Below are 20290 nucleotides of genomic sequence, written 5' to 3'. Positions count from 1 at the left end.
ACGGGGCCTTGTCAGGCGGACCGACAGCCGTGGACGATCCGTTTCCGACTCCCAGCCGCCATTCCCTATCGAATTGCTCTGACTTGCGCGAGAGCGAGGTGAGAGTCGCGGACCGACCCACACCCTGACCAGCCGGCGTACGAGCCCTCACCACCTGCCGCTTTGCCTGCCGGTGCGCCGCGCCGCGCCCACTGGAAACCCCCGACGGCCCGCTCGGCGCGCCTCCCACCTGCTGATACGCAGCCATCGCCGCAGCCGGGGAGCCGCCCAGTTCGCCCTTAACGATCGTTTTTGGCCGCGCGTGCGGCGATTGCCGGCCCCCGTCCAGCCCGGCAGCCACCCGTACGCCCCCGGCGGCACCCGCCGCCACCAGCACGAACCCTCAGCGGATCACCGGTCACGGGATTACCCCTGCTCACCCGTGTCGGGCTCGCTAACTCCCATTACCTCTTTAGGATCGGCGGTTAAAAGTGCGTAAACTCATCATGCTCGCCCTGGTGGGCTTCGGAGCACAACTGGTCGACGGCAGCCTTGGGATGGCGTACGGAGTGACATCCACCACATTGCTGCTGGCGATCAACACGAGTGCGGCCAGCGCGTCCGCCACCGTTCATCTCGCGGAAATCGGCACGACACTCGCCTCTGGTGCGGCGCACTGGCGATTCGGCAACGTGGACTGGCGGGTGGTCCGCCGGGTCGGCGTACCGGGCGCGATCGGCGCGTTCCTCGGCGCGACGTTCCTCTCCGGCCTCTCCACCGCGGCCGCAGCTCCGGTCATGTCGCTGATCCTGCTCACCCTCGGCTGTTACCTGCTGGTCCGCTTCACCGTCGCCGGCCTGCCCACCGGACGCGTCGGGCTGCCGCTGCGCAAGCGGTTCCTCGGCCCGCTCGGCCTGGTCGCCGGGTTCGTCGACGCCACCGGTGGCGGCGGCTGGGGTCCGGTCGGCACGCCGGCCATCCTGGCCAGCGGCCGGATGGAGCCGCGCCGGGTGATCGGCTCGATCGACACCAGCGAGTTCCTGGTGGCGGTGGCCGCCAGCCTCGGCTTCCTGGTCGGGTTGGGCTCGGAGAACATCGACTACGGCTGGGTGCTCGCGCTGCTGATCGGCGGCATGGCGGCCGCACCGATCGCCGCCTGGCTGGTCCGCAAGGTGCCGCCCCGGGTCCTCGGCTCGGCGGTCGGCGGCATGATCATCCTGACCAACGGCCGGACCCTGCTGCGCAGCGAGTGGATCGACGCCCCGACCGGCGTCCGGTACGCCTGCTACGCCGTCGTCGCGGCGCTGTGGGCGGCGGCGGTGGTCTGGTCGGTGCGCCAGCACCTGGCCAGCCGGCAGACCACCACGAGCCCCGCGACCGCCACGGACACCGCGAGCGGCCCGGACACCGCGCCCGCCGCGAGCGCCACGACCGAGCGGTCCGGGCTCGCCGACGAGGTCAGCTCGACCTGACCCGCACCGGACGCGCCCGGCGGGGGTGACGTCCCGCCGGGCGTCAGGTCACGCAGAACTCGTTGCCCTCCGGGTCCGCCATGGTCACCCAGCTGAAGGGACCCTGGCGGCCCTGGTGCAGCACGGTCGCGCCACGCGCGGTCAACCGCTCCACCTCGGCTCCGGCGGCCTCCCGCCCGACCCGGACGTCGAGGTGGAGCCGGTTCTTCACCGTCTTGCCCTCCGGGACGCTCTGGAAGAGCACCCGCTGCCCGCTGTCGGGGTGCACGATCGCCGCGCCCGACCGCCAGACCAGCGCGCCCCGGTGCGTGGTGGTGTCCGCCTCGGTGGCATGCCCCTGGTCGACCATCCGCCGGATGAACTCCTCGTCCTGGGGCTCCACCTGCCAGCCGAGGGTCTCGGCCCACCAGTCGGCGAGCTGGTGCGGCGCGGTCGCGTCGATGGTGAGCTGGAAGTCGTACGCCATGGGGGCACCCTATGCGCGGGGGGTGACGAAACCGCGCAGCGTCACCGCCCGGGACGCCGGGTCGCCGCCCGGCCACCGGCGGACCGGCCCCGGGCGGCGGCCCGGCCCGGAGGCGTCAGACCGGCGGCGGCCCGGCCCGGGGCGCGTCAGGCCAGCTGCGGGCCGGCCGGGGGCGCGCCAGGCCCGCCCCGGGCTGGCCCGGGGCGTCAGGTCGCCGGCGGCGGGCCGGCGTCGGGCGGCAGCGGCACGGGTGGGTTCCGCCGGCCGGCGCGCGCCCCGCCGAGCACCACCACGGCGGTCCCCACCAGCAGTACCCCCAGGCCGGGCAGGGCGAGCGGCTGCGGCAACTGCCCGAGCCACGCCCAGCCGATCAGGGCCGCCCCGGGCGCCTCCAGCAGGATCAGCACGCTGACCGTGGTGGCCGAGACCCGGCGCAGCGCGTAGTTGAACATCGAGTGGCCGAGCAGTTGCGCACCCGCCACCAGCGCCAGGATCACCAGCCAGGTGTCGGTGTCGAAGCCGCCCAGGGGTACCCCACCGACCAGGCAGACCACCAGCATGACCAGGGCGCAGACGCTGTAACAGATGGTGGTGTAGGTGGTGGTGCTCACGCTGACCCGGGCCCGCTCACCGAGGGCGGTGTACACCGCCGCGAAGATCGCTCCGGCGATCGCCAGCAGGTCACCGGCGAAGGCCCGGCCGGAGACCGCGAAGTCGGCCCCGCTGGCCAGCACCGCGCCGACCACGGCGATACCGATGCCCACCCAGACCGCTCCCGGCAGCCGCCGCCCCTGCCACCGGGCGATCAGGCCCTGCCAGACCGGCTGGGTGGCGACCAGCGCGGTGGCGGCGGCGACCGAGGTGAGCTGCGCGCTGGGCATCCAGGTGGCGAAGTGCGCGGCCAGCGCCACCCCGGCGAGTACGCAGTACCAGCCCTCCCGGCGGCCGACGCCGGTCAGGAACCGGAACTCGTCCCGCCGCCGCAGCAGCGCCCAGGGAGCGAGCACGCCGGCGGCGATGACGTTGCGCCACAACGCGATGGCCAGCGCGGGTGCCGCCGCGAACGCGATCAGCGGGGCCGCCGACGACACCGCCGCCACGGCGAGCACCACCGCCCCGGTGGTCAACGGATCGAGCGGCGGGCGGTGCGGGGACGGCTGCACAGGAAAGCATCCTCACACAGCCGGCACCCCCGCCGTCAGCGGCGGCGGACCCGGTGCAGCCGGAACGGCTTCCTGGCCCGCCGTACCGCCGGGGTGTCCCGGGGCGGCTCGGCCAGCGACCCGTCCGGCAGCTCCGCCCCGGCCAGCGGGGTGCCCGCCGGCACCAGCCGGTTCAGCGCGCAGCCGTCCGCCGCCCACCGGAGCACCAGGTCGGCGGCGGCACCGGGGGCGTTGAGCCGTTTGCCGGCCACCAGCGGGGCCGCCGTCTCCCACGCCCCGCTGCCCGGCTCGATCCGGGACACCCGCGCCGGCCAGGTCACGATCCGGCCGCCGTGGTCGCCGCGCAGGGTCACCTCGGCCTCCGTCGCCCCGGCCAGGCCGGGCGCCGCCTGCTCCCCCGGGCCGCTCACCACCAGCAGCGCCCCGTCCAGGGGTACGCACCACAGGGCGAGCGCCGGGCCGTCGGGCACCCGCACCCAGGCCACCGCGGCCTTCTTCACCGCCTCGTCGACCAGGGGCGTGGCCGTCCGTTCCTCCACCTCGTCGCTCACTCCAGGCATCCTGCCGTACGGCGGCCCGCTCCGGGCCGGTCAGCCCACGAACGGCGGTACGTTGATCTCGCCCCGGGCCACCGGCATCACCTGACCGGCGACCGTCGCGCCGAGCGCGCTGCCGCCCCCGGCGGTCACCGTGCAGGTCAGCAGGGACGGACGGTTGATCTCGAGGCCCTGCCGGACGGTGTACGAGGACACCCCGTCGGGCGGGAGCAGGCCGCTGGCGACCAGCCACACCCCCAGACCGAGGGCGGCCGAACCGGTGGCCGGGTCCTCGGGCACCCCGAGTCCGGGCACGAACACCCGGGCGTGCGCGGTTTGCGAGTCGGCGTCCCAGGAGAAGACGCTGACGTGCTCCACTCCGTACCGATGTGCCGCCGCCGGGTCGACCCTGGCGCGGGCCACCGCGTCCGGGCGTACCGGCAGGAAGGGGAACTCCAACCCGCAGCCGGCCACCCGGGGGGCCGGGCCGGCGTGGTCGCCCGAGGTGAGACCGGTCACCTCCAGCAGTGGTTCGGCGTCCAGCTCCGGGCCGAGGGTCGACGTGCCGCCGGTCAGCGTGGCACCGGTCGCGGTCACCTCGACCGGCAGCACCCCCGCCGCACACTCCTGGCTGACCTGGCCCAACCCGAACAGACCGCGCCGACCGGCGGTCACCGCCGCGCCGATGCTGGGATGGCCGGCGAACGGCAGCTCCGCCGTCGGGGTGAAGATGCGCGCCCGGTAGGTCGCCCCGACCTGGGTGGCGGGCAGCACGAACACCGTCTCGGAGAGGTTGAACTCCAGCGCGAGCGACTGCATCTGCTCGGTGGCGAGCCCCTCCGCGCCGAACACCACGGCCAGCGGGTTGCCGGCGAACGGGCGGTCGGTGAAGACGTCCACGATCTCGTAGGCCAAGGTCGACATGTTGATAAACACTAGGCGCATAGGCTGGTCGGCGTGAGCACACCGACCCGGGTCTACATCGCCCGACTCGCCGGGGTCGCCGTCTTCGACCCGAACGGCGACCAGGTGGGGCGGGTTCGGGACGCGGTGGCCCGGATCCGGCCGACCAACCGTCCACCGGAGGTGGTCGGGCTGGTCGCCGAGATGCCGATGCGGCGACGGATCTTCCTCTCCATCAACCGGATCACCTCGCTGGACGCCGACGCGGTGGTGCTCGGCACCGGGACGCTCAACCTGCGCCGCTTCGAGAAGCGCCCCAACGAGCTGCTGGTCCTGGCCGAACTGCTCGACCGGCGGGTGCAGGTGGACCCCGACGGCCGGCCCGGCACCGTGGTGGACGTCGCGATGGAGTGCCGCCGGGGCGGCGAGTGGTCCCTGGGCCGGGTGGCGGTACGCGAACAGACCGGCCGGCTCACCCGTCGCGGGCATCTGCACCAGGTGGACTGGGACAACGTGCGCGGGCTCACCGGCTTCGGTGACACCCGGGGCACGGCCAACCTGCTCGCCGTCCTGGAGGACATGCGCCCCGCCGACCTGGCCAACGCCCTCCAGGACCTGCCCGACCTGCGCCGCAACGAGGTCGCGGCGGCCCTGGACGACGAACGGCTGGCCGACGTGCTCAGTGAGCTGCCCGAGCACGACCAGGTCGAGATCCTCACCGCGCTGGGCCGGGAACGGGCCGCCGACGTGCTGGAGGAGATGGACCCGGACGACGCCGCCGATCTGCTCAACGAACTGCCCCCGCCGGAACAGGACGTGCTGCTCGACCTGATGGAACCGGACGAGGCCGACCCGGTCCGCCAGCTCCTCAAGTACACCCCGGGCACGGCGGGCAGCGTGATGACCTCGGAGCCGGTGATCATGCCGCCGGACGCGACCGTCGCGGAGGCGCTGGCCCGGATCCGCGAGCCGCAGCTCTCCCCGGCCGTGGCGGCGCAGGTCTTCGTCACCCGGGCGCCGATGACCACCCCCACCGGCCGGTACCTCGGCATGGTCCACTTCCAGCGGCTGCTCCGGGAACCGCCGGCCGACCTGCTCGGCGGGGTGGTGCTCAACGACATCGACCCGCTGCGGGAGGCCACCCCGCTGCCGGAGATCACCCGCCGGATGGCCACCTACGACCTGGTCGCCATGCCGGTGGTCGACCGCAACAACCGGCTGGTCGGCGCGGTCACCGTGGACGACGTACTCGACCACTCGCTGCCCCGGGACTGGCGGGACCGGGACGCGGCGGAGCTGGCCGCGGAACCACTGCCCGGCCTGCCCACCGAGCCGGCGACGACCCACGGACCGGGCACGCCGGTGACGGCCCCCGGGCCGGTCGGGCCGGTGGCGGACCGTGGACCGGCCGGGTCGGGGCAGGGCGGTACGGATGGCTGAGCAGCGCCGCTCCGAACGGCTGGACCAGCCGGCGGAGCCCCGTACCGTGCGGTTGCCCCGGTTCGACCCGGAGGCGTTCGGGCGGTGGTCGGAGGGGATCGCCCGGGGCATGGGCACGGCGAACTTCATCGTCTACATGACGGTGGTGATCGCGGCCTGGTTCGGCTGGAACACCCTCGCCCCGGCCCACCTGCGGTTCGACCCGTACACCTTCACCTTCCTGACCCTGGTGCTGTCGTTGCAGGCGTCGTACGCCGCGCCGCTGATCCTGCTGGCGCAGAACCGGCAGGCCGACCGGGACCGGGTGTCGCTGGAGGAGGACCGTCGCCGGGCCACCATGCAGAAGGCGGACACCGAGTACCTGGCCCGGGAGATCGCCGCGCTGCGGATCGCGATGGGCGAGGTGGCGACCCGGGACTTCCTCCGTTCCGAGCTGGCCCGGCTGGCCGAGGAGCTGGACGAGGCACAGCAGCGCCGTCACCGGCTGGAACGCCGCCAGCAGGAGAAGACCGGCGGACACCGGGAATCCCCCGAGCCGCTCGACGAGCCACGTGACGACGCCCACCCCGGCTGACCCGGGCCACCGCTGGTGGTGGCCGGTGCGGACGGGGGCCGACGTAGCATTGCGGGCATGTCAGCACCCGTCAGCACCGTCTCCGACGCCGTCCAGGCCGCCCTGGCCACCGTCGACGACCCCGAGATCCGCCGGCCGATCACCGAGCTGGGCATGGTCCGTTCCGCGGTCGTCGGTGACGACAGCGTGGTCCGGGTCGAGTTGCTGCTCACCGTCGCCGGCTGTCCGCTGAAGGACAAGCTGCGTACCGACATCACCGCCGCCGTGGGCGCGGTGCCCGGGGTCACCGGTGTGGAGATCGAGTTCGGGGTGATGAGCCCCGAGCAGCGGCAGTCGCTCCAGGCGAAGCTGCGCGGCGGCGGGGCCGCCCAGGAGCCGGTCATCCCGTTCGCCCAGCCCGGTTCCCGGACCCGGGTGTACGCGGTCGCCAGCGGCAAGGGCGGGGTCGGCAAGTCCAGCGTGACGGTGAACCTGGCCGCCGCGCTGGCCGCCCGTGGCCTCTCGGTCGGCGTGGTGGACGCCGACATCTACGGCCACTCGGTGCCCCGGATGCTCGGCGCGGACGGTCGCCCGACCCGGGTGGAAGACATGATCATGCCGCCGCAGTCGCACGGTGTGAAGGTCATCTCGATCGGCATGTTCACCGCCGGCAACGCCGCCGTGGTGTGGCGCGGCCCGATGCTGCACCGGGCGTTGCAGCAGTTCCTCGCCGACGTCTACTGGGGTGACCTGGACGTCCTCCTGCTCGACCTGCCGCCGGGCACCGGTGACGTGGCGATCTCGCTGGCCCAGCTCCTGCCGAACGCGGAGATCCTGGTGGTGACCACCCCGCAGGCCGCCGCCGCCGAGGTGGCGGAGCGGGCCGGGGCGATCGCCCTCCAGACCCACCAGCGGGTGGTCGGTGTGATCGAGAACATGTCCTGGCTGGAGCTGCCGGACGGCTCCCGGATGGAGGTCTTCGGGTCCGGCGGCGGGGCCACCGTGGCCGAGTCGCTGAGCCGCACCATCGGTGCGCAGGTGCCGCTGCTCGGGCAGATCCCGCTGGACACCCGGGTCCGGGAGGCCGGCGACGCCGGCAACCCGATCGTGCTGGCCGAACCGGACGCCCCGGCGGCGCGGGCGCTCGGCGCGGTCGCCGACCGGCTGGCCGTACGCCGGGAGTCGCTGCTCGGCAAGCCCCTGGGCCTCAAGCCGGCCGGCCGCTGACCGCCGCGCGGCCCGGGTTCCGCGCCGGCGGGACCCAGGCGACCGACGCGGTCCCGGCCCTCAGCTGACCGTCACGGGCCGGCCCAGGCCCGACGGCTGGCCATCGCGGGCCAGTCCGGGCCCGACGGCTGGCCATCGCGGGCCAGTCCGGGCCCGACGCTCGGGGACCGGCCAGGCCCCACGCTGACCGTCGGGAACCGCGGTTGGCCCAGGTCCGGCGCTGGCCGTCGGGGACCGGCCCGGGGGTCAGGTGGCGTCGACGTCGAAGCTGCGCGGCCGGGGCGCGGGGGCCGCGGCGGGGGCCGGAGCGGGCGAGCTGGGGCCGGAGCGCAGGTCCGCCGCGCTGGCGACGTCCTTCAGCTCCTTGTGCACCCCGGTGACGTCGGCGCGCAGGTTGTCGTAGACCCCCTGCAACGGCTTCCGGATCGCCTGCTCGTCCTCCTCGCTGAGCAGGTGCTTACGGATGAACGCCTTCGGGTGCAGGTCCTCGAGCTGGATGTCGGTGCCGAGTTCCTTGCTGAGGTCGGTGGTGGCGTTACGGGCCATGTTGCGCAGGTTGCGCACCATCCGCAGGCCGTCGTTGATCACCGTGGGCAACTTGTCGCCGAAGATCAGCAGGGCGAGCAGCAGCAGCGCACCGATCTCCCACCAGTTCAGGTTGTCGAACACGCGCAGCCTCCTCCTCGGCATCTGCGGCAAGCGTACGCAGGTCGGGGCGAGTTACGGGAGGGGGTGATCGGGGGCTCATCCGACACCCGCCGCCCGGTGGGCCGCCACGCGCCTGTGACGTGCGTCCCAGCCGGGCCCTACTTCGCGTCCGCGGCCAGCGTCACCGAGGCACTCTGCCGGTCCGTACCGCGTTTGTACTCCACCGTCACCACCGAGCCCGGAGCGAACTTGCGGACCAGCGCGATCAGGTCGGTGGGCTCGTTCAGCGGCCGTCCGGCGAGCCGGAGGATCACGTCCCCCGCCTTCAGTCCGGCCCCGGCGGCCGGCCCGGACGGCTCCACCGCGACCAGCCGTACGCCGCCGGTGGAGGGGGCCGCGCCCGGTCCGGGTACCTCCGCGCCGATCACCGTACGGCGGGCCTTGCCGGTGCCGATGATGTCCTGGGTGATGCGTTTCGCCTGGTTGATGGGGATAGCGAAGGCGAGACCGATGTTGCCGGCCTCCTGCCCCTCGGCGACCAGGGACTTGATGGTCGAGTTGACCCCGATCACCCGGCCCGCGCCGTCCACCAGCGGCCCACCCGAGTTGCCGTGGTTGACCGCCGCGTCGGTCTGGATCGCCGCGTAGTACCGCACCGGGCCACCCGGCTCACCGGCCCGCATGGTCCGGTCCAGGGCGCTGACGATCCCGGCGGTGACCGTGTTGGCCAGGGAGAGCGGCGAACCGATGGCCAGCACCGGGTCACCGACGGCGAGCGCGTCCGAGTCGCCGAACTCCACCGGCCGCAACCCGGACCTGTTGACCTTGATCACCGCGATGTCGGATTCCGGGTCCCGCCCGACCAGGGTGGCCGACGCGGACGATCCGTCGTTGAAGATCACCGTCGCGGTGCCGGTCCCGCCGGCCACCACGTGGTCGTTGGTGATCACGTGCCCGTCGGCGCTGGCGATGAAGCCGGAGCCCTCACTGGTGCCGGCGGCCCCGCCCACCCGGACGGTGACCACGCTGGGCAGCACCCGGGCGGCCACCCCGGCCAGCGAGTCGGGCTTACGCTGGGCGACCACCGGCACGTCCCCCGGCTTCGCCCCCAGCACCGTGGCACCCGCGCCGCCGCGCACCGCGAACGTGTAACCCAACGCCCCGCCCAGGGTGCCGGCGAGCAGCGCCGCCACCACGGCGATCAGCAGCACCTGCTTCAGCACCGGTCGACCGGGGGCGTCCGGGTCGACCACCGGCTCCGGTTCCGCCTCGGGCACCGGCACGGCCGGCAGCACCACGGCGGCCGGCGCGGCCGGGTCCCGCCACGGGTCGGCGAGCGCGTCCGACCACCAGGGTGAGTTCCGGTCCGGACGGGAGCCGCCGGCCGGTGTCGCGCCACCGGTCAACACCCCCCGGGTGCCGGCCGCAGGTCCACCGTGGGCGCCACCCACGGACGGTCCGCCGTTCACCGGCGGGTGGGCCGGTGGTGGGGTTGCGGCTGGCCGCCGCCAGTCCCAGCCGTCGGTCACGTCGGTGCCTCCCAGTCCATCCCGGAGCCCCCGGCCGACGGCGGACCGGCGGGGCCGGCCCGGCCGCGGCGGCCGGGATCACGCATCCAGGATTGCACGGATGCCCGCGCCCGGGTCGGCATGCGGGGAAGGGCCGCACTCCCGCCCGGCTTCCACCGTCGCCCGGCCCGGCTCCGTCCCGTCGTCCCGACCGGCGGCCCGCCTCGTTCTTCCCCGTCGTCCCCACCGGCGGCCCGCCCGGTTCCCGCCCGCCGTCCCGGCCGGCGGGAGGTACCGCGTGGCTGCGCCGGTGACCCCTCGCCTCTAGGCTCTTAGCGGCAACCGCCCCCCGTATCACTTTCGCCCCTCGGAGGTGTCCCATCGCCACGGCCGCCAGCCACGGCAGTTCGACGGCGCAGGCCCTGCAGTTCGCCGAGTCGTACGTCGCCGAGGATCTCGTCCTGCGTACCGCGCGCAGCCTCGCCGAGGAGGTCGGCATCGACGCGGTGACCACCGGAGCCGGTGCCGCCCTGCGGCTGCTCGCCGCCGCCGGCAACGCCCGCGCGGTGGTGGAGATCGGCACCGGTACCGGCGTCAGCGGTGTCTGGCTGCTGCGCGGGATGCGTACGGACGGGGTGCTCACCACGATCGACGTGGAGGTCGAGCACCAGCGGATCGCCCGCCGGATCTTCGCCGAGGCGGGCTTCCCGGCCGGGCGTACCCGGATCATCGCGGGGCGGGCGCTCGACGTCCTGCCCAGGCTCGCGGACGGGGCGTACGACCTGCTCTTCGTCGACGCCGAGGTGACCGGGGTCAGCGCCTGCGTGGACGCGGCCCTGCGGCTGCTCCGGCCGGGCGGCGTGCTCGCGGTCAACGGTGCCCTCGCCGGTGGCCGGATCGGTGACCCGGCGGCCCGCGACCCGGAGACGGTGACCCTGCGCGAGACGATGAAGGCTCTCCGGGAGTCGGAGGATTGGGTGCCGGCGCTGCTGCCGGTCGGCGACGGTCTGCTGGCCGCCATCCGCTGCTGACCCGCGCCCGGCAGCCGGTCCGACGCCGGCGGGCACCGGCGCGACGCCAGCCGGCCACAGCGCGACGCCAGCCGGCCACAGCGCGACGCCAGCCGGGAACAGCGCGACGCCACCCCGTCAGCCGGCGCGGCAGCGGGTCGGGTGGTTCAGCCCAGGGTCGCCAGCCAGCGCAGCAGGGCCCGGACGCCCCAGCCGGTGGCGCCCCGGGTGAGTTCCCCGTCGGCGGCGCTGGACCAGGACGGGGCGGACATGTCCAGGTGTACCCACCGGTCCCGCAGGTCACCGGCGAACTCACGGAGGAACAGGGCGGCGACCACCGAGCCGGCGCCCCGGGCCGGCGCGCTGTAGTAGTCGGCGAGGTCACTGCCGAGGTACTCGACGTAGTCCTCCACCAGCGGCATCCGCCACGCCTGCTCGCCCGCCTCGGCGGCGGCGGCGACCAGCGCCCCGGCCAGCCCGTCGTGGTCGCTGTACAGGGCGGCGGTCCGCGAGCCGAGCGCGACCGCGTTGGCCCCGGTGAGGGTGGCCAGGTCGACCAGTACGTCGGGGGCGAGCCGGTCCACCGCGTACGCGAGCGCGTCGGCGAGGACCAGCCGCCCCTCCGCGTCCGAGTTGGTGGTCTCGCTGGTCCGCCCGCCGTAGTGGCGGACCACGTCCCCGGGGCGGAACGCGGACCCGCTGAGCATGTTCTCGGCCAGCGGCGCGAGCGTGGTGACCCGGACCGGGAGCCGCAGCGCGGCGGCCCCGACGGTGGCGGCGACCACCGCAGCCGCCCCGGCCATGTCCTTGCGCATCAGCTTCATCGCGGACACCGGCTTGATCGAGATGCCACCGGTGTCGAAGGTGATGCCCTTGCCCACCAGCACCACGTGGGTGGTCGCCCCGGCCGGGTGCCAGCCCAGCTCGACCATGCGGGGGCCGCGGGCCGAGCCGCCGCCGACGGCGAGCACGCCGCCGAAGCCCGCCTCGGCCAGTTCGTCCGGCTGCCAGACCCGCAGGTCCAGGTCGGGGAGGTCGGCAGCGGCGGCGGCCACCTGCCCGGCGAACCACTCGGGGCTCTTCACCGAGGACGGCATGTTGGTGAGGTCCCGGGCGAACCGGGTCATCCGGGCGGTGGTACGGGCCGTGTCGACCGCGCCGGCGTACCGCTGCGGGTCGGTCACCGCCAGCTCCACCTCGGCGAGCGCCGGGGTGTGCCCGCTGTCGGTCAGCCGGAACCGGTACGAGGCGAGCAGCACGCCCTCGACCAGCCCGCGCACGGCGGTCGGCGGGGCGTCGGCGGGCAGCGCGACGGTGACCCGGGTCTCGTCCGGTACGGTGCGGGCCAGCGCGGCGCCGGCGGCCCGCCAGTCCGCCTCGGTGCCGGCGCCGACCCCGAGCAGCACCAGTCGCAGCGGGGCGCCCGGCGGACGCAGCGTCACCTGGGCCTCGCCGGCCCGTCCGGTCAGTGCCGCCACCGATGCCAGGGCCGTGGCCTCGGCGGTCAGTTCGTCGGGAAGTGTCACCGCTGTCGGGATCGGCGCGGCCGGGGCGTCCGTACCGTCGTCGTTTCGCACCGGCAGGACGAGGGTGTCGGACCGCTCGGGGCCGACCACCAGACGGATGTCCAGCACGCTTTGCCGTACCTCCCACAGAGCATCGGAACGTGAAGACCCTGAGCCACCGGCGGACCGGTGGCTCAGGGTCTGTCGGGCCGCCCGGGCGACGGCCGCCGCCCGGACCACTTCTTCATCAGCCGGCGGCTGCCTTCAATGCGTCACCGAGCGCGTTGGCCTCGTCGGGAGTCATCTCGACAACGAGCCGGCCACCCCCCTCCAGCGGAACCCGCATGACGATGCCCCGGCCCTCCTTGGTGACCTCCAGCGGACCGTCGCCCGTCCGCGGCTTCATCGCCGCCATGTTGTCTCCCCTCAGACCTACACCAGGGTCGGTGGGTTGCCCCACAGCCACTACGCGTTAAACCCACCACGCGCCGACGCGCGGTGCTGACCAACGATTTTCCCTGATGAACACCGTCGGACCCAAACTGAAGCAGCATTGATGTAACAGCATCTAGCTTATCCTGAGAAGGCCTGTCACAATGTGCGGTCATGCAGGCACGGTCGGCACTCTTCGACCTGTACGGCGACCACCTCCGTCCCCGGGGTGGCCGGGCACCGGTCGCCGCCCTGGTCAAGCTGCTCGCACCGCTCGGGGTCGCCCCGCCGGCCGTGCGTACGGCCGTCTCCCGGATGGTGCGTCAGGGCTGGCTGGACCCGATCCGGCTGGCCTCCGGACCGGGCTACTCGATCACCCCGAAGGCGGCCCGCCGCCTCGACGAGGCCGCCGCCCGGATCTACCGCACCGGCAAAATCAGCTGGGACGGGCGATTCGACCTGCTCGTCCTCGACGCGCCGGCCGGCCGGCGGGAACGGCTCCGGCTCGCCGCCAACCTCCGCTTCCTCGGCTACGGCACCCTCGACGAGCAGACCTGGATCGCCACCCGGGCCGCCGAGGACGTCGACACCGTGCTGGCCGAGGCCGGGATCCGGCACGAACGGTTCACCGCCGTGCACGCCGCCGGCACGCCGGGCGCGGTGGCGATGGTCCGCCGCGCCTGGGACCTCGCCGAGATCGGCCGGGCCTACGAGGAGTTCGTCGCCGAACAGCGTCCGCTGCTGGCCAAGGTCACCGCGCGCAGCGACGACGAGGAGGCGTACGCCGCCCGATTCCGGCTCGTGCACGCCTGGCGTACCTTTCTGTTCAAGGATCCGCAGCTGCCCCCGGCGCTGCTTCCCGAGCGCTGGCCCGGCACCAGCGCGGCCAGTTTCTTCGACCGGCACGCGGCCCGGCTCCGGCCCGCCGCCGACCGGTACGTGGAGCAGTGCCTCGAACTCGGCAACCGCGCCGTCCGACAGAAGGGTCGTTGAACACGTGACCGAGCCCCTGCTCGTCGACCGCACCGACGCGGTCGTCACCCTGACGCTGAACCGCCCGACGGCGATGAACGCGCTGGACGTGGCGCTCAAGGAGGCGCTCCGCGACACCCTCGCCGAGCTGGAGGCCGACCGGTCCTGCCGGGCGGTGGTGCTCGCCGGGGCGGGTGGGCAGTTCAGCGCCGGTCAGGACCTGCGGGAGCACGTGAGCACCCTGGAGTCGGCCAAGGGCGACCCGCTGGCGACCGTCCGCGCGCACTACAACCCGATCGCCGCCCGGCTGGCGAACCTGCCCAAGCCGGTGGTGGCCGCGGTACGCGGCATGGCCGCCGGGGCCGGCGCCTCGCTGGCCTTCCTCGCCGACATCCGGATCGGTGGCCCGAAGACCAGCTTCCTGATGGCCTTCGCCAAGGTGGGGCTGGCCGCCGACACCGGCGCGTCCTGGACGCTGCCCCGGCTGGTCGGCCACGCCAAGGCCATCGAGCTGCTGATGCTGGCCGAGCCGGTACGCGCCGAGGAGGCCTGCCAGCTGGGGCTGCTCAACCGGCTGGTGGACGACGACGAGCAGGTGCTGCCGGCCGCGCAGGAGCTGGCCGCCCGGCTCGCCGCCGGCCCGACCGTCGCGTACGGGGCGATCAAGCGCCAGCTCTCCATCGCCGACGCCGGCACCCTCGCCGACGCGCTGGCCGCCGAGGCGCAGGCCCAGACGATCTGCGGCAACACCGCCGACCACCGGTCCGCCACGCACGCCTTCGTCAACAAGGAGCAGCCGGTCTTCCAGGGCCGCTGAGCCGGCAGCTCGTCGAGGGCCGCAGCCGGGACGGCGGAGGGGTCAGTCGTCCTCCTCCGGGTCCTGGTTGGCCTCGGCACCCAGCACGAACGCCTGCATCGACAGTTCGTCGCCACTCGGCGAGACGTACGCGGGCAGCTCCCGGGGGCCCAGCTCCCGGACGTACGACCAGAACAGGCGGACCGCCTCGGCCGGGGTGGCGGCCTCGATCGGCAGATCGAGGCTGACCAGCCAGGAGCGCCGGGGCGGCGGCGGGCCGAGCCGGTCGGCGAGCGCGTGCCAGCGGTCGGCGGGCAGCGGCGTCAGCACCCCGGCCACCGGGAGACCGTCGGCCGGCACCGGCTCGTCGAAGACCCGTCGGGTGTACGCCACCACCAGCGGCAGCTCCCCGTCGACCGAGCCCGGATCGTCCGGATCCTGCTCCTCGCCGACCGGGGGTTCGACCCGGCCCAGCGCCACCAGCAGCGGCGACTCACCGTCCACTACCACGGCGACCGGGTCACCGGCCCCGGGCCGGAGCGGGGTCTCCAGTCCGGTCAGCTCCAGGGTGTCGTGCTGGACGAGCCGTTCGGCCTCGTACCGGTCGGATGGCAGCAGCACGGTCCAGGCACGGTCGGCTGCGGCGGCGGCGCGCTCCCGGTGGTCGGTGTCGGTCATGCCGCCATCCCATCACGCCGGGCGCGGGACCACGACGTGACAGCCGGCCAGATGGTCGTCGACCATGCCGGTGGCCTGCATCAACGCGTACGCCGTGGTGGGGCCCACGAACCGGAAGCCGTGCCCCTTGAGCGCGCGGGCCAACGCGGTCGACTCCGGGGTGGTCGCCGGCAGGTCGACGAACCGGTCGAACCGGGTCGCCCGGGGCGGCGGCGCGAAGGACCAGAGCAGCTCGGTGAGCCCGCCCGGCAGGTCGAGCGCGGCCCGCGCGTTCCCGATCGCCGCTTCGATCTTGGCGCGGTTGCGGACGATGCCCGCGTCGCCGAGCAGCCGGGCCACGTCGGCCTCGTCGTAGCCGGCCACGGTGGCGATCCGGAACCCGTCGAAGGCCCGCCGGAACGCCGGCCGCTTCCGCAGGATGGTCAGCCAGGAGAGCCCGGACTGGAACGCCTCCAGGGTGATCCGCTCGTAGAGGGCGTCGTCGCCACGGACCGGGCGTCCCCACTCCTCGTCGTGGTAGGCGGCGTAGTCCGGGGTGCTCGCCCCCCAAACGCAGCGGGGCAGACCGTCGGCACCGGTCACCAGGTCGTTCACGGCGTCCACCGTAGGTCACCGCACCGGCGACGGACGCCCCGCCCCGCCGCCCGGCCCGCCGGACGACCCGCCGCCCGGCCTACCCCCGCTGGCCGGCCTTCCCGCTGCCGGGCCCTCCCCGCCACCCGGTCTTCCCGCCACCCGGTCTTCCGGCCGCAGGCGGTCGGGTGGGTCGCCCGGGTGGGTCGCTCAGGGCAGGCGACCCTGCTCGACCAACCGGCCGAACTTCTTGAGCGCCTGGGTGAGGCTGACCTTGGAACCGGGCCAGAGCACCGGCCAGGCCACCCGCCCGGCGGTGCCGCCCGGCAGGTGGAACCACTCGTGCCAGACCACCTGGGTGCGGTCCCGGTCCATCGGGGTGCAGCGCAGCACGCCGGGGCCGCGCAGCAACCGCCCGCAGTGGACCACCCCCACCTCGTACGGCGCGTCCACCCGGACCACCCGCATCTCGTCGCGCAGCGCCGCCGGCCCGATGGCGGTGACCGCCTCGATCAGGCTGCCCTCGCCGCCGTCCCCCTCGACCACCCGGACGGTGGTGAACGGAATCCACTCCGACTGCCGCTCCCAGGCGGTCAACGCGGCGAAGACCCGCTCGGCGGGCGCGTCGACGATCACCGTCGCGGTGACCTCACCGGCCCCGGGCTGCGCCGCCGCACCCAGATCCTCGGCACCGGAGCCGCCGGGCCCGGTCACGCCGACTCCGACCGGACGGCCACGTCGGGCCGGCCGGCCACCTCACCGGCACCGGCGACGGCCCGGTCCGTACCGGCCTGGTCCTCACCGGAGACGGCCCGGTCGGGCCGGCCGGCCTCCTCACCGGTACCGGCGACGGTCACCTCGGGCCGGTCGGCCGGTTCGCCGGTGGCAGCGTCGCTGGTGGCCGGGTCGCTCGCAGCCGAGTCGGTGGCGGCCGGGGACGTGGTGGCCGGGTCGCCCGCAGCGGGTGACGTGGTGGCGTCGGCCGGGGTGGCGGCGGTGGCCGCGGCGGCGAGCCGGGACTCCCGCAGCTTCTCGGCCTCGTCGGCGCGGCCCGCCCGCAGGGCGTCGACCTCCGCCTCCAGTACGCCGATCAGCTCCGACTTGTACCCGATGTCGTAGGCGGCCCGGCGCAGCGCCTGGTCGACCTGGTCCATCCGGTAACCGCGCAGCGCCGTGTCGAAGCGAGCCCCGCCGATATCCGACTCGGCCAGTGGACGGCCTCCGGGCAGGGGTACCGCCCGGCCGTCGGGCTCGGCCGGGACCAGGCCCGGATCGCGGCCGCTGACCAGAACCGTCACGCCGAACACCACCGCCGCGACGGTCAACGCCACGACCAGTACGAGCAGAAGCTGACCCATGCACAGATCGTGGCACGACGATCGTCGCCGGGCGACCCCCGGACCACATCCTGTCGCGTCGGCCCGCCACGCCGACCGTCGATCCGACCGGCGGCCGCCAGGGCGGACCGGCTAGCGTCGGGAGGCTGGTGACGGGTGGACCTTCAGGAGGCGGGCATGGCCGGGGCGCTGCGACTCGGTGGACGTACGTTCGCCCCGGGCGAGCTGGTGGTGATGGCGATCGTCAACCGCACCCCGGACTCGTTCTTCGACCGGGGGGCCACCTACGCCGCCGACAGCGCGCTGCGAGCGGTGGAGCAGGCGGTGGACGAGGGCGCGGAGATCATCGACATCGGCGGGGTGAAGGCCGGCCCCGGGGACGAGGTCGACGTCGCCGAGGAGATCCGTCGTACCGTCGACACCATCGCCGCGGTCCGGGCCGCCTTCCCGGAGGTGGTGATCTCGATCGACACCTGGCGGGCCGAGGTGGCCGTGGAGGCGGTGGCCGCCGGGGCGGACCTGCTCAACGACACCTGGTCCGGGGCGGATCCGGCGCTGGCCCGGGTGGCCGCCGAGACCGGCGCCGGGCTGGTCTGTTCGCACGCCGGCGGGCTGGCCCCGCGTACCCGGCCGCACCGGGCCGCCTTCGACGACGTGGTCGCCGACGTGCGCACCACCGTGACCGGGCTCGCCGAGCGGGCGGTGGCGCTCGGGGTACGCACCGACGGTGTGCTCATCGACCCGGCGCACGACTTCGGCAAGAACACCCGGCACTCGTTGGAGATCACCCGACGGCTCGGCGAGCTGGCCGGCACCGGTTGGCCGCTGCTGGTGGCCCTGTCGAACAAGGACTTCATCGGCGAGACGCTCGACCTGCCGGTGGCCGAGCGGCTGGAGGGGACGCTCGCCGCCACCGCCGTGTCGGCCTGGCTGGGCGCGCGGGTGTTCCGGGCCCACCAGGTCCGGCAGACCCGCCGGGTGCTGGACATGGTGGCCTCGATCCGGGGCGACCGGCCGCCCACCCTGACCCGTCGCGGCCTGGCCTGACCGTCGCACCGGCCTGGTTGGGCGCACCGGATGGCCGGTCCGGGTGGCCCCGTCCCGTTTCCCGGTCAGGTCTGCGGGCGTGGGCGGCCGGTCAGGTCCAGCGCAGGATGTTCTTCCGCCAGGCGTAGAGGATGCCGAGCGCCAGCACGGCCACGAAGATCCCCATCTCGGCGACGGTGAGCAGCCCGAAGCCGGGGCGGTCGAAGACCACGGCCCAGGGGAAGAGGAAGACCGCCTCCACGGCGAAGAGCACGTACAGGTAGGCGTAGACGTAGTAGCGGATCTGCATCTGCGCCCAGTCGCCGCCCACCGGATCGAGGCCGCACTCGTAGCTGGCGCGCTTGCCGGCCGGATCGGCCGGTCGGGCGGGACGTAACACCCGGTTGGCCGAGAACGCCACCACGAAGAAGAGGACACTCGCGCCGAGCAACAGCCCGAGCGTCGCGTACGAGCCCAGGTATCCGCTCATGGGAGGTCAGCGTACCGGCAGGCACCCCCGCCCCGAACACGTTACGGAACTGTTTCCTGACGGGACTAGTGCCACCGAGCAACTGTTACCGAATAATGAATCCTCACCCACTGTCACCGGAGGAGAGATGACTCACCACGTCCCGCCACCCGGCGGGCGACTCCGTGACCGATGGGTCGCACGTCTCCTGGCGGCCTCGCTGGCCGTCGGGACGGCCACGGCGGCCACCCTGGCCCCGGGTCTGGCGACCGCCGCCGTCCCCGTGGCCGAGCAGGCACCCGTCACCCAGCCGGGGGGCGGTGGAGAGCAGCCGCCGACGGATCCGCCCACCCCGACCGACCCGCCACCGACGGTCGCCCCGCCGACGGTGGAGCCACCGGTGGAGACACCCCCACCCCCCACCACGGACGCACCCGAACCATCACCCACCGTAATCATCACCTCGGCCGCACCGACCACCGCCGCCCCGTCGACCGCCGGGCCCCGGCCCACCGTGCCGAGTCAGCCCCCGCGTCCGACGGTGACCGCCAGCGTCCCGCCGCCGGGCGGCACGCGGCTCGGGGTCCGGGTCACCACCGGGGACGTCCGGCTGACCGAGGCGTACTGGAACGCGCCCAGCAGCGCGGCCACCCTCCAGGTCACGGTGACCAACACCGGCGAGGTGGCCGAGCAGCTCAGCCTCACGTACACGCTGCCGTCCGGGGTGACCGACGCCGGCACGCCGGGCTGCGCGGCGACCGGCGGTGGCAGCTACCGCTGCGGCGCGTGGACGACCGCACCGGGCGCGCGGTTCAGCACCCTGATCCGGGTACGGGTCGCCGGCACGGCCTGGCGGCAGATGCCGCTCGACGGCACCGTGTCGGTGACCGCCACCGCCCCGGGGGAGGCCGGCTCGGCGCGCGACGACGAGGGTTTCGCGGTGCTCTTCCCGCCCGGCCCACCGGTGCCCGGCATCGCGCTGGAGGCCGGTGAGGTGGCCTTCGACATCAGTGGCGGACCCAGCACGCTGGAGGTCCGGCTGGGCAACACGGGCACGGTGGACGCGGACGGGCTGGTCGAGGTGACCCTGCCGGACGGCTTGAGCGCGCCGAACCCGCCGGCCGGGTGCGCCGACTCGCCCGCCGGGCGTACCCGGTGCCAGTTGGGCCCGGTCCCGGCGGGCCGGACGGCGCTGCTGCGGCTGCCGGTGGTCGCGACGGCGGACGCGCAGCGGCAGGCGCCACTGGCCGGCGCGGTGGCCGGGCAGCTCGACCCGCGCAGCGGCCAGAGCCGGCGGGTGCAGATGAGCTTCCGGATCACCGCCGTCGCGTCGCTGGCCACGCCGGTGGCCGGGACGCCCCAGCCGACCGGGTCGCAGGGCGTCCTCGGCGGTACGACCAACCGCGCGGACCGGGCCGATGGGCTGAGCTCGGCCCAGCAGACGGCGATCGCCCTCATCGTCGCCTCCGGGCTCCTGGTGGTGCTGGCCCTGACGTTGGCGACCACGTCGTTGCGGCGGCGGCTGGCGGACCCGCGGGGTGGCCCGACCGGCACCCCGACCCCCTCCGAGTGACCGTCATCGGGATTGCGCAATCTC

General features: G+C 74.5%; 21 protein-coding genes and 1 pseudogene. 9 read left to right on the top strand and 13 right to left on the bottom strand.

The annotated features are described in order from the left end of the window. Positions 1-470: 470 nt before the first annotated feature. A complete protein-coding gene (locus PVK37_RS09745; RefSeq protein ID WP_275033494.1) occupies positions 471-1451 on the top strand; it encodes a sulfite exporter TauE/SafE family protein in 981 nt (326 codons plus the stop codon). Between the two features lie 43 nt (positions 1452-1494). Here the strand turns inward: PVK37_RS09745 and PVK37_RS09740 are convergent, their stop codons facing one another. The 4 genes from PVK37_RS09740 to PVK37_RS09725 all read right to left on the bottom strand — a co-directional run bounded on the left by PVK37_RS09740 (position 1495) and on the right by PVK37_RS09725 (position 4540). Continuing rightward, a complete protein-coding gene (locus PVK37_RS09740; RefSeq protein WP_275033493.1) occupies positions 1495-1917 on the bottom strand; it encodes a VOC family protein in 423 nt (140 codons plus the stop codon). Positions 1918-2123: 206 nt separating this feature from the next. Then, the gene (locus tag PVK37_RS09735) at positions 2124-3080 is read right to left on the bottom strand and encodes a DMT family transporter (RefSeq protein WP_275033492.1); all 957 of its coding nucleotides are present in this window, start codon (positions 3078-3080) and stop codon (positions 2124-2126) included. 35 nt (positions 3081-3115) lie between these two features. Next, positions 3116-3640, bottom strand: a complete 525-nt coding sequence (locus PVK37_RS09730) for a hypothetical protein (RefSeq protein WP_275033491.1) — start codon at positions 3638-3640, stop codon at positions 3116-3118. A gap of 30 nt (positions 3641-3670) precedes the next feature. Continuing rightward, the gene (locus PVK37_RS09725) at positions 3671-4540 is read right to left on the bottom strand and encodes a PhzF family phenazine biosynthesis protein (protein WP_275033490.1); all 870 of its coding nucleotides are present in this window, start codon (positions 4538-4540) and stop codon (positions 3671-3673) included. Between the two features lie 33 nt (positions 4541-4573). Here PVK37_RS09725 and PVK37_RS09720 point away from each other — a divergent pair. The 3 genes and pseudogenes from PVK37_RS09720 to PVK37_RS09710 form a co-directional block, all read left to right on the top strand. Next, a pseudogene (locus tag PVK37_RS09720) lies at positions 4574-5809 on the top strand (magnesium transporter MgtE N-terminal domain-containing protein); the annotation flags it as partial. Between the two features lie 142 nt (positions 5810-5951). Next, positions 5952-6533 carry a DUF1003 domain-containing protein gene (locus PVK37_RS09715; protein WP_275033489.1) on the top strand — a complete coding sequence of 194 codons (582 nt, stop codon included), beginning with the start codon at positions 5952-5954 and terminating at the stop codon, positions 6531-6533. 57 nt (positions 6534-6590) lie between these two features. After that, on the top strand, positions 6591-7739 hold the full coding sequence (locus PVK37_RS09710; protein ID WP_275033488.1) for an Mrp/NBP35 family ATP-binding protein: 1149 nt from the start codon (positions 6591-6593) through the stop codon (positions 7737-7739). A 246-nt stretch (positions 7740-7985) separates the two neighbouring features. Here the strand turns inward: PVK37_RS09710 and PVK37_RS09705 are convergent, their stop codons facing one another. Both PVK37_RS09705 and PVK37_RS09700 read right to left on the bottom strand, forming a co-directional pair. Next, a complete protein-coding gene (locus PVK37_RS09705) occupies positions 7986-8408 on the bottom strand; it encodes a twin-arginine translocase TatA/TatE family subunit (protein WP_275033487.1) in 423 nt (140 codons plus the stop codon). 137 nt (positions 8409-8545) lie between these two features. Beyond that, entirely contained in the window at positions 8546-9796 is a 1251-nt protein-coding gene (locus PVK37_RS09700; protein ID WP_423791066.1) for a S1C family serine protease, read from the bottom strand. A gap of 521 nt (positions 9797-10317) precedes the next feature. On the opposite strand from PVK37_RS09700, the gene PVK37_RS09695 reads away from it, so the two are divergent. Beyond that, positions 10318-10926, top strand: coding sequence for an O-methyltransferase (locus PVK37_RS09695; protein WP_275035059.1), 609 nt, complete (start codon positions 10318-10320; stop codon positions 10924-10926). Between the two features lie 146 nt (positions 10927-11072). Here PVK37_RS09695 and PVK37_RS09690 read toward each other — a convergent pair whose 3' ends face one another. Together PVK37_RS09690 and PVK37_RS09685 are read right to left on the bottom strand one after the other, a co-directional pair. Then, positions 11073-12539, bottom strand: coding sequence for a leucyl aminopeptidase family protein (locus tag PVK37_RS09690; protein ID WP_275033486.1), 1467 nt, complete (start codon positions 12537-12539; stop codon positions 11073-11075). Positions 12540-12657: 118 nt separating this feature from the next. Continuing rightward, positions 12658-12825 (bottom strand): DUF3117 domain-containing protein, encoded by a 168-nt coding sequence (locus PVK37_RS09685; protein ID WP_007455245.1) that lies wholly within the window; start codon positions 12823-12825, stop codon positions 12658-12660. A gap of 191 nt (positions 12826-13016) precedes the next feature. On the opposite strand from PVK37_RS09685, the gene PVK37_RS09680 reads away from it, so the two are divergent. Next, positions 13017-13835 carry a PaaX family transcriptional regulator gene (locus PVK37_RS09680; protein ID WP_275033484.1) on the top strand — a complete coding sequence of 273 codons (819 nt, stop codon included), beginning with the start codon at positions 13017-13019 and terminating at the stop codon, positions 13833-13835. A 4-nt stretch (positions 13836-13839) separates the two neighbouring features. Then, complete coding sequence (locus PVK37_RS09675; protein WP_275033482.1) at positions 13840-14631, top strand: enoyl-CoA hydratase-related protein; 792 nt, start codon at positions 13840-13842, stop codon at positions 14629-14631. 42 nt (positions 14632-14673) lie between these two features. Here PVK37_RS09675 and PVK37_RS09670 read toward each other — a convergent pair whose 3' ends face one another. From PVK37_RS09670 to PVK37_RS09655, 4 genes are all read right to left on the bottom strand, one after another. After that, the gene (locus PVK37_RS09670) at positions 14674-15288 is read right to left on the bottom strand and encodes a hypothetical protein (RefSeq protein WP_275033481.1); all 615 of its coding nucleotides are present in this window, start codon (positions 15286-15288) and stop codon (positions 14674-14676) included. Positions 15289-15300: 12 nt separating this feature from the next. Then, positions 15301-15882, bottom strand: coding sequence for a DNA-3-methyladenine glycosylase I (locus PVK37_RS09665; RefSeq protein ID WP_275033480.1), 582 nt, complete (start codon positions 15880-15882; stop codon positions 15301-15303). Positions 15883-16071: 189 nt separating this feature from the next. Beyond that, positions 16072-16575 (bottom strand): SRPBCC family protein, encoded by a 504-nt coding sequence (locus PVK37_RS09660; protein WP_275033479.1) that lies wholly within the window; start codon positions 16573-16575, stop codon positions 16072-16074. Then, on the bottom strand, positions 16572-17219 hold the full coding sequence (locus PVK37_RS09655) for a DivIVA domain-containing protein (RefSeq protein ID WP_275033478.1): 648 nt from the start codon (positions 17217-17219) through the stop codon (positions 16572-16574). The genes PVK37_RS09660 and PVK37_RS09655 overlap by 4 nt, the downstream gene beginning before the upstream one ends. 156 nt (positions 17220-17375) lie before the next feature. Between PVK37_RS09655 and folP the strand changes: the two genes are divergently transcribed. Continuing rightward, entirely contained in the window at positions 17376-18245 is an 870-nt protein-coding gene (folP, locus tag PVK37_RS09650) for a dihydropteroate synthase (RefSeq protein ID WP_275035057.1), read from the top strand. 91 nt (positions 18246-18336) lie between these two features. On the opposite strand, the gene ndhC is transcribed toward folP, so the two are convergent. Further along, entirely contained in the window at positions 18337-18714 is a 378-nt protein-coding gene (ndhC, locus tag PVK37_RS09645; protein WP_275033477.1) for an NADH-quinone oxidoreductase subunit A, read from the bottom strand. A 127-nt stretch (positions 18715-18841) separates the two neighbouring features. Between ndhC and PVK37_RS09640 the strand changes: the two genes are divergently transcribed. Next, positions 18842-20266, top strand: a complete 1425-nt coding sequence (locus PVK37_RS09640) for a hypothetical protein (RefSeq protein WP_275033475.1) — start codon at positions 18842-18844, stop codon at positions 20264-20266. Positions 20267-20290: the final 24 nt, after the last annotated feature.

Source organism: Micromonospora cathayae (assembly GCF_028993575.1).
GTDB lineage: Bacteria > Actinomycetota > Actinomycetes > Mycobacteriales > Micromonosporaceae > Micromonospora > Micromonospora cathayae.
The sequence above is the reverse complement of the archived record's forward strand: the minus strand, read 5'-3'. Positions and strand labels throughout refer to the sequence as shown.

Coding starts and splice junctions, on each gene's coding strand:
- PVK37_RS09680 (WP_275033484.1), top strand. CDS start 13,017: ATGCAGGCACGGTCGGCACTCTTCGACCTGTACGGCGACCACCTCCGT.
- PVK37_RS09715 (WP_275033489.1), top strand. CDS start 5,952: ATGGCTGAGCAGCGCCGCTCCGAACGGCTGGACCAGCCGGCGGAGCCC.
- PVK37_RS09685 (WP_007455245.1), bottom strand. CDS start 12,825: ATGGCGGCGATGAAGCCGCGGACGGGCGACGGTCCGCTGGAGGTCACC.
- PVK37_RS09670 (WP_275033481.1), bottom strand. CDS start 15,288: ATGACCGACACCGACCACCGGGAGCGCGCCGCCGCCGCAGCCGACCGT.
- PVK37_RS09740 (WP_275033493.1), bottom strand. CDS start 1,917: ATGGCGTACGACTTCCAGCTCACCATCGACGCGACCGCGCCGCACCAG.
- PVK37_RS09730 (WP_275033491.1), bottom strand. CDS start 3,640: ATGCCTGGAGTGAGCGACGAGGTGGAGGAACGGACGGCCACGCCCCTG.
- PVK37_RS09640 (WP_275033475.1), top strand. CDS start 18,842: ATGACTCACCACGTCCCGCCACCCGGCGGGCGACTCCGTGACCGATGG.
- folP (WP_275035057.1), top strand. CDS start 17,376: ATGGCCGGGGCGCTGCGACTCGGTGGACGTACGTTCGCCCCGGGCGAG.
- ndhC (WP_275033477.1), bottom strand. CDS start 18,714: ATGAGCGGATACCTGGGCTCGTACGCGACGCTCGGGCTGTTGCTCGGC.
- PVK37_RS09655 (WP_275033478.1), bottom strand. CDS start 17,219: ATGGGTCAGCTTCTGCTCGTACTGGTCGTGGCGTTGACCGTCGCGGCG.
- PVK37_RS09710 (WP_275033488.1), top strand. CDS start 6,591: ATGTCAGCACCCGTCAGCACCGTCTCCGACGCCGTCCAGGCCGCCCTG.
- PVK37_RS09725 (WP_275033490.1), bottom strand. CDS start 4,540: ATGTCGACCTTGGCCTACGAGATCGTGGACGTCTTCACCGACCGCCCG.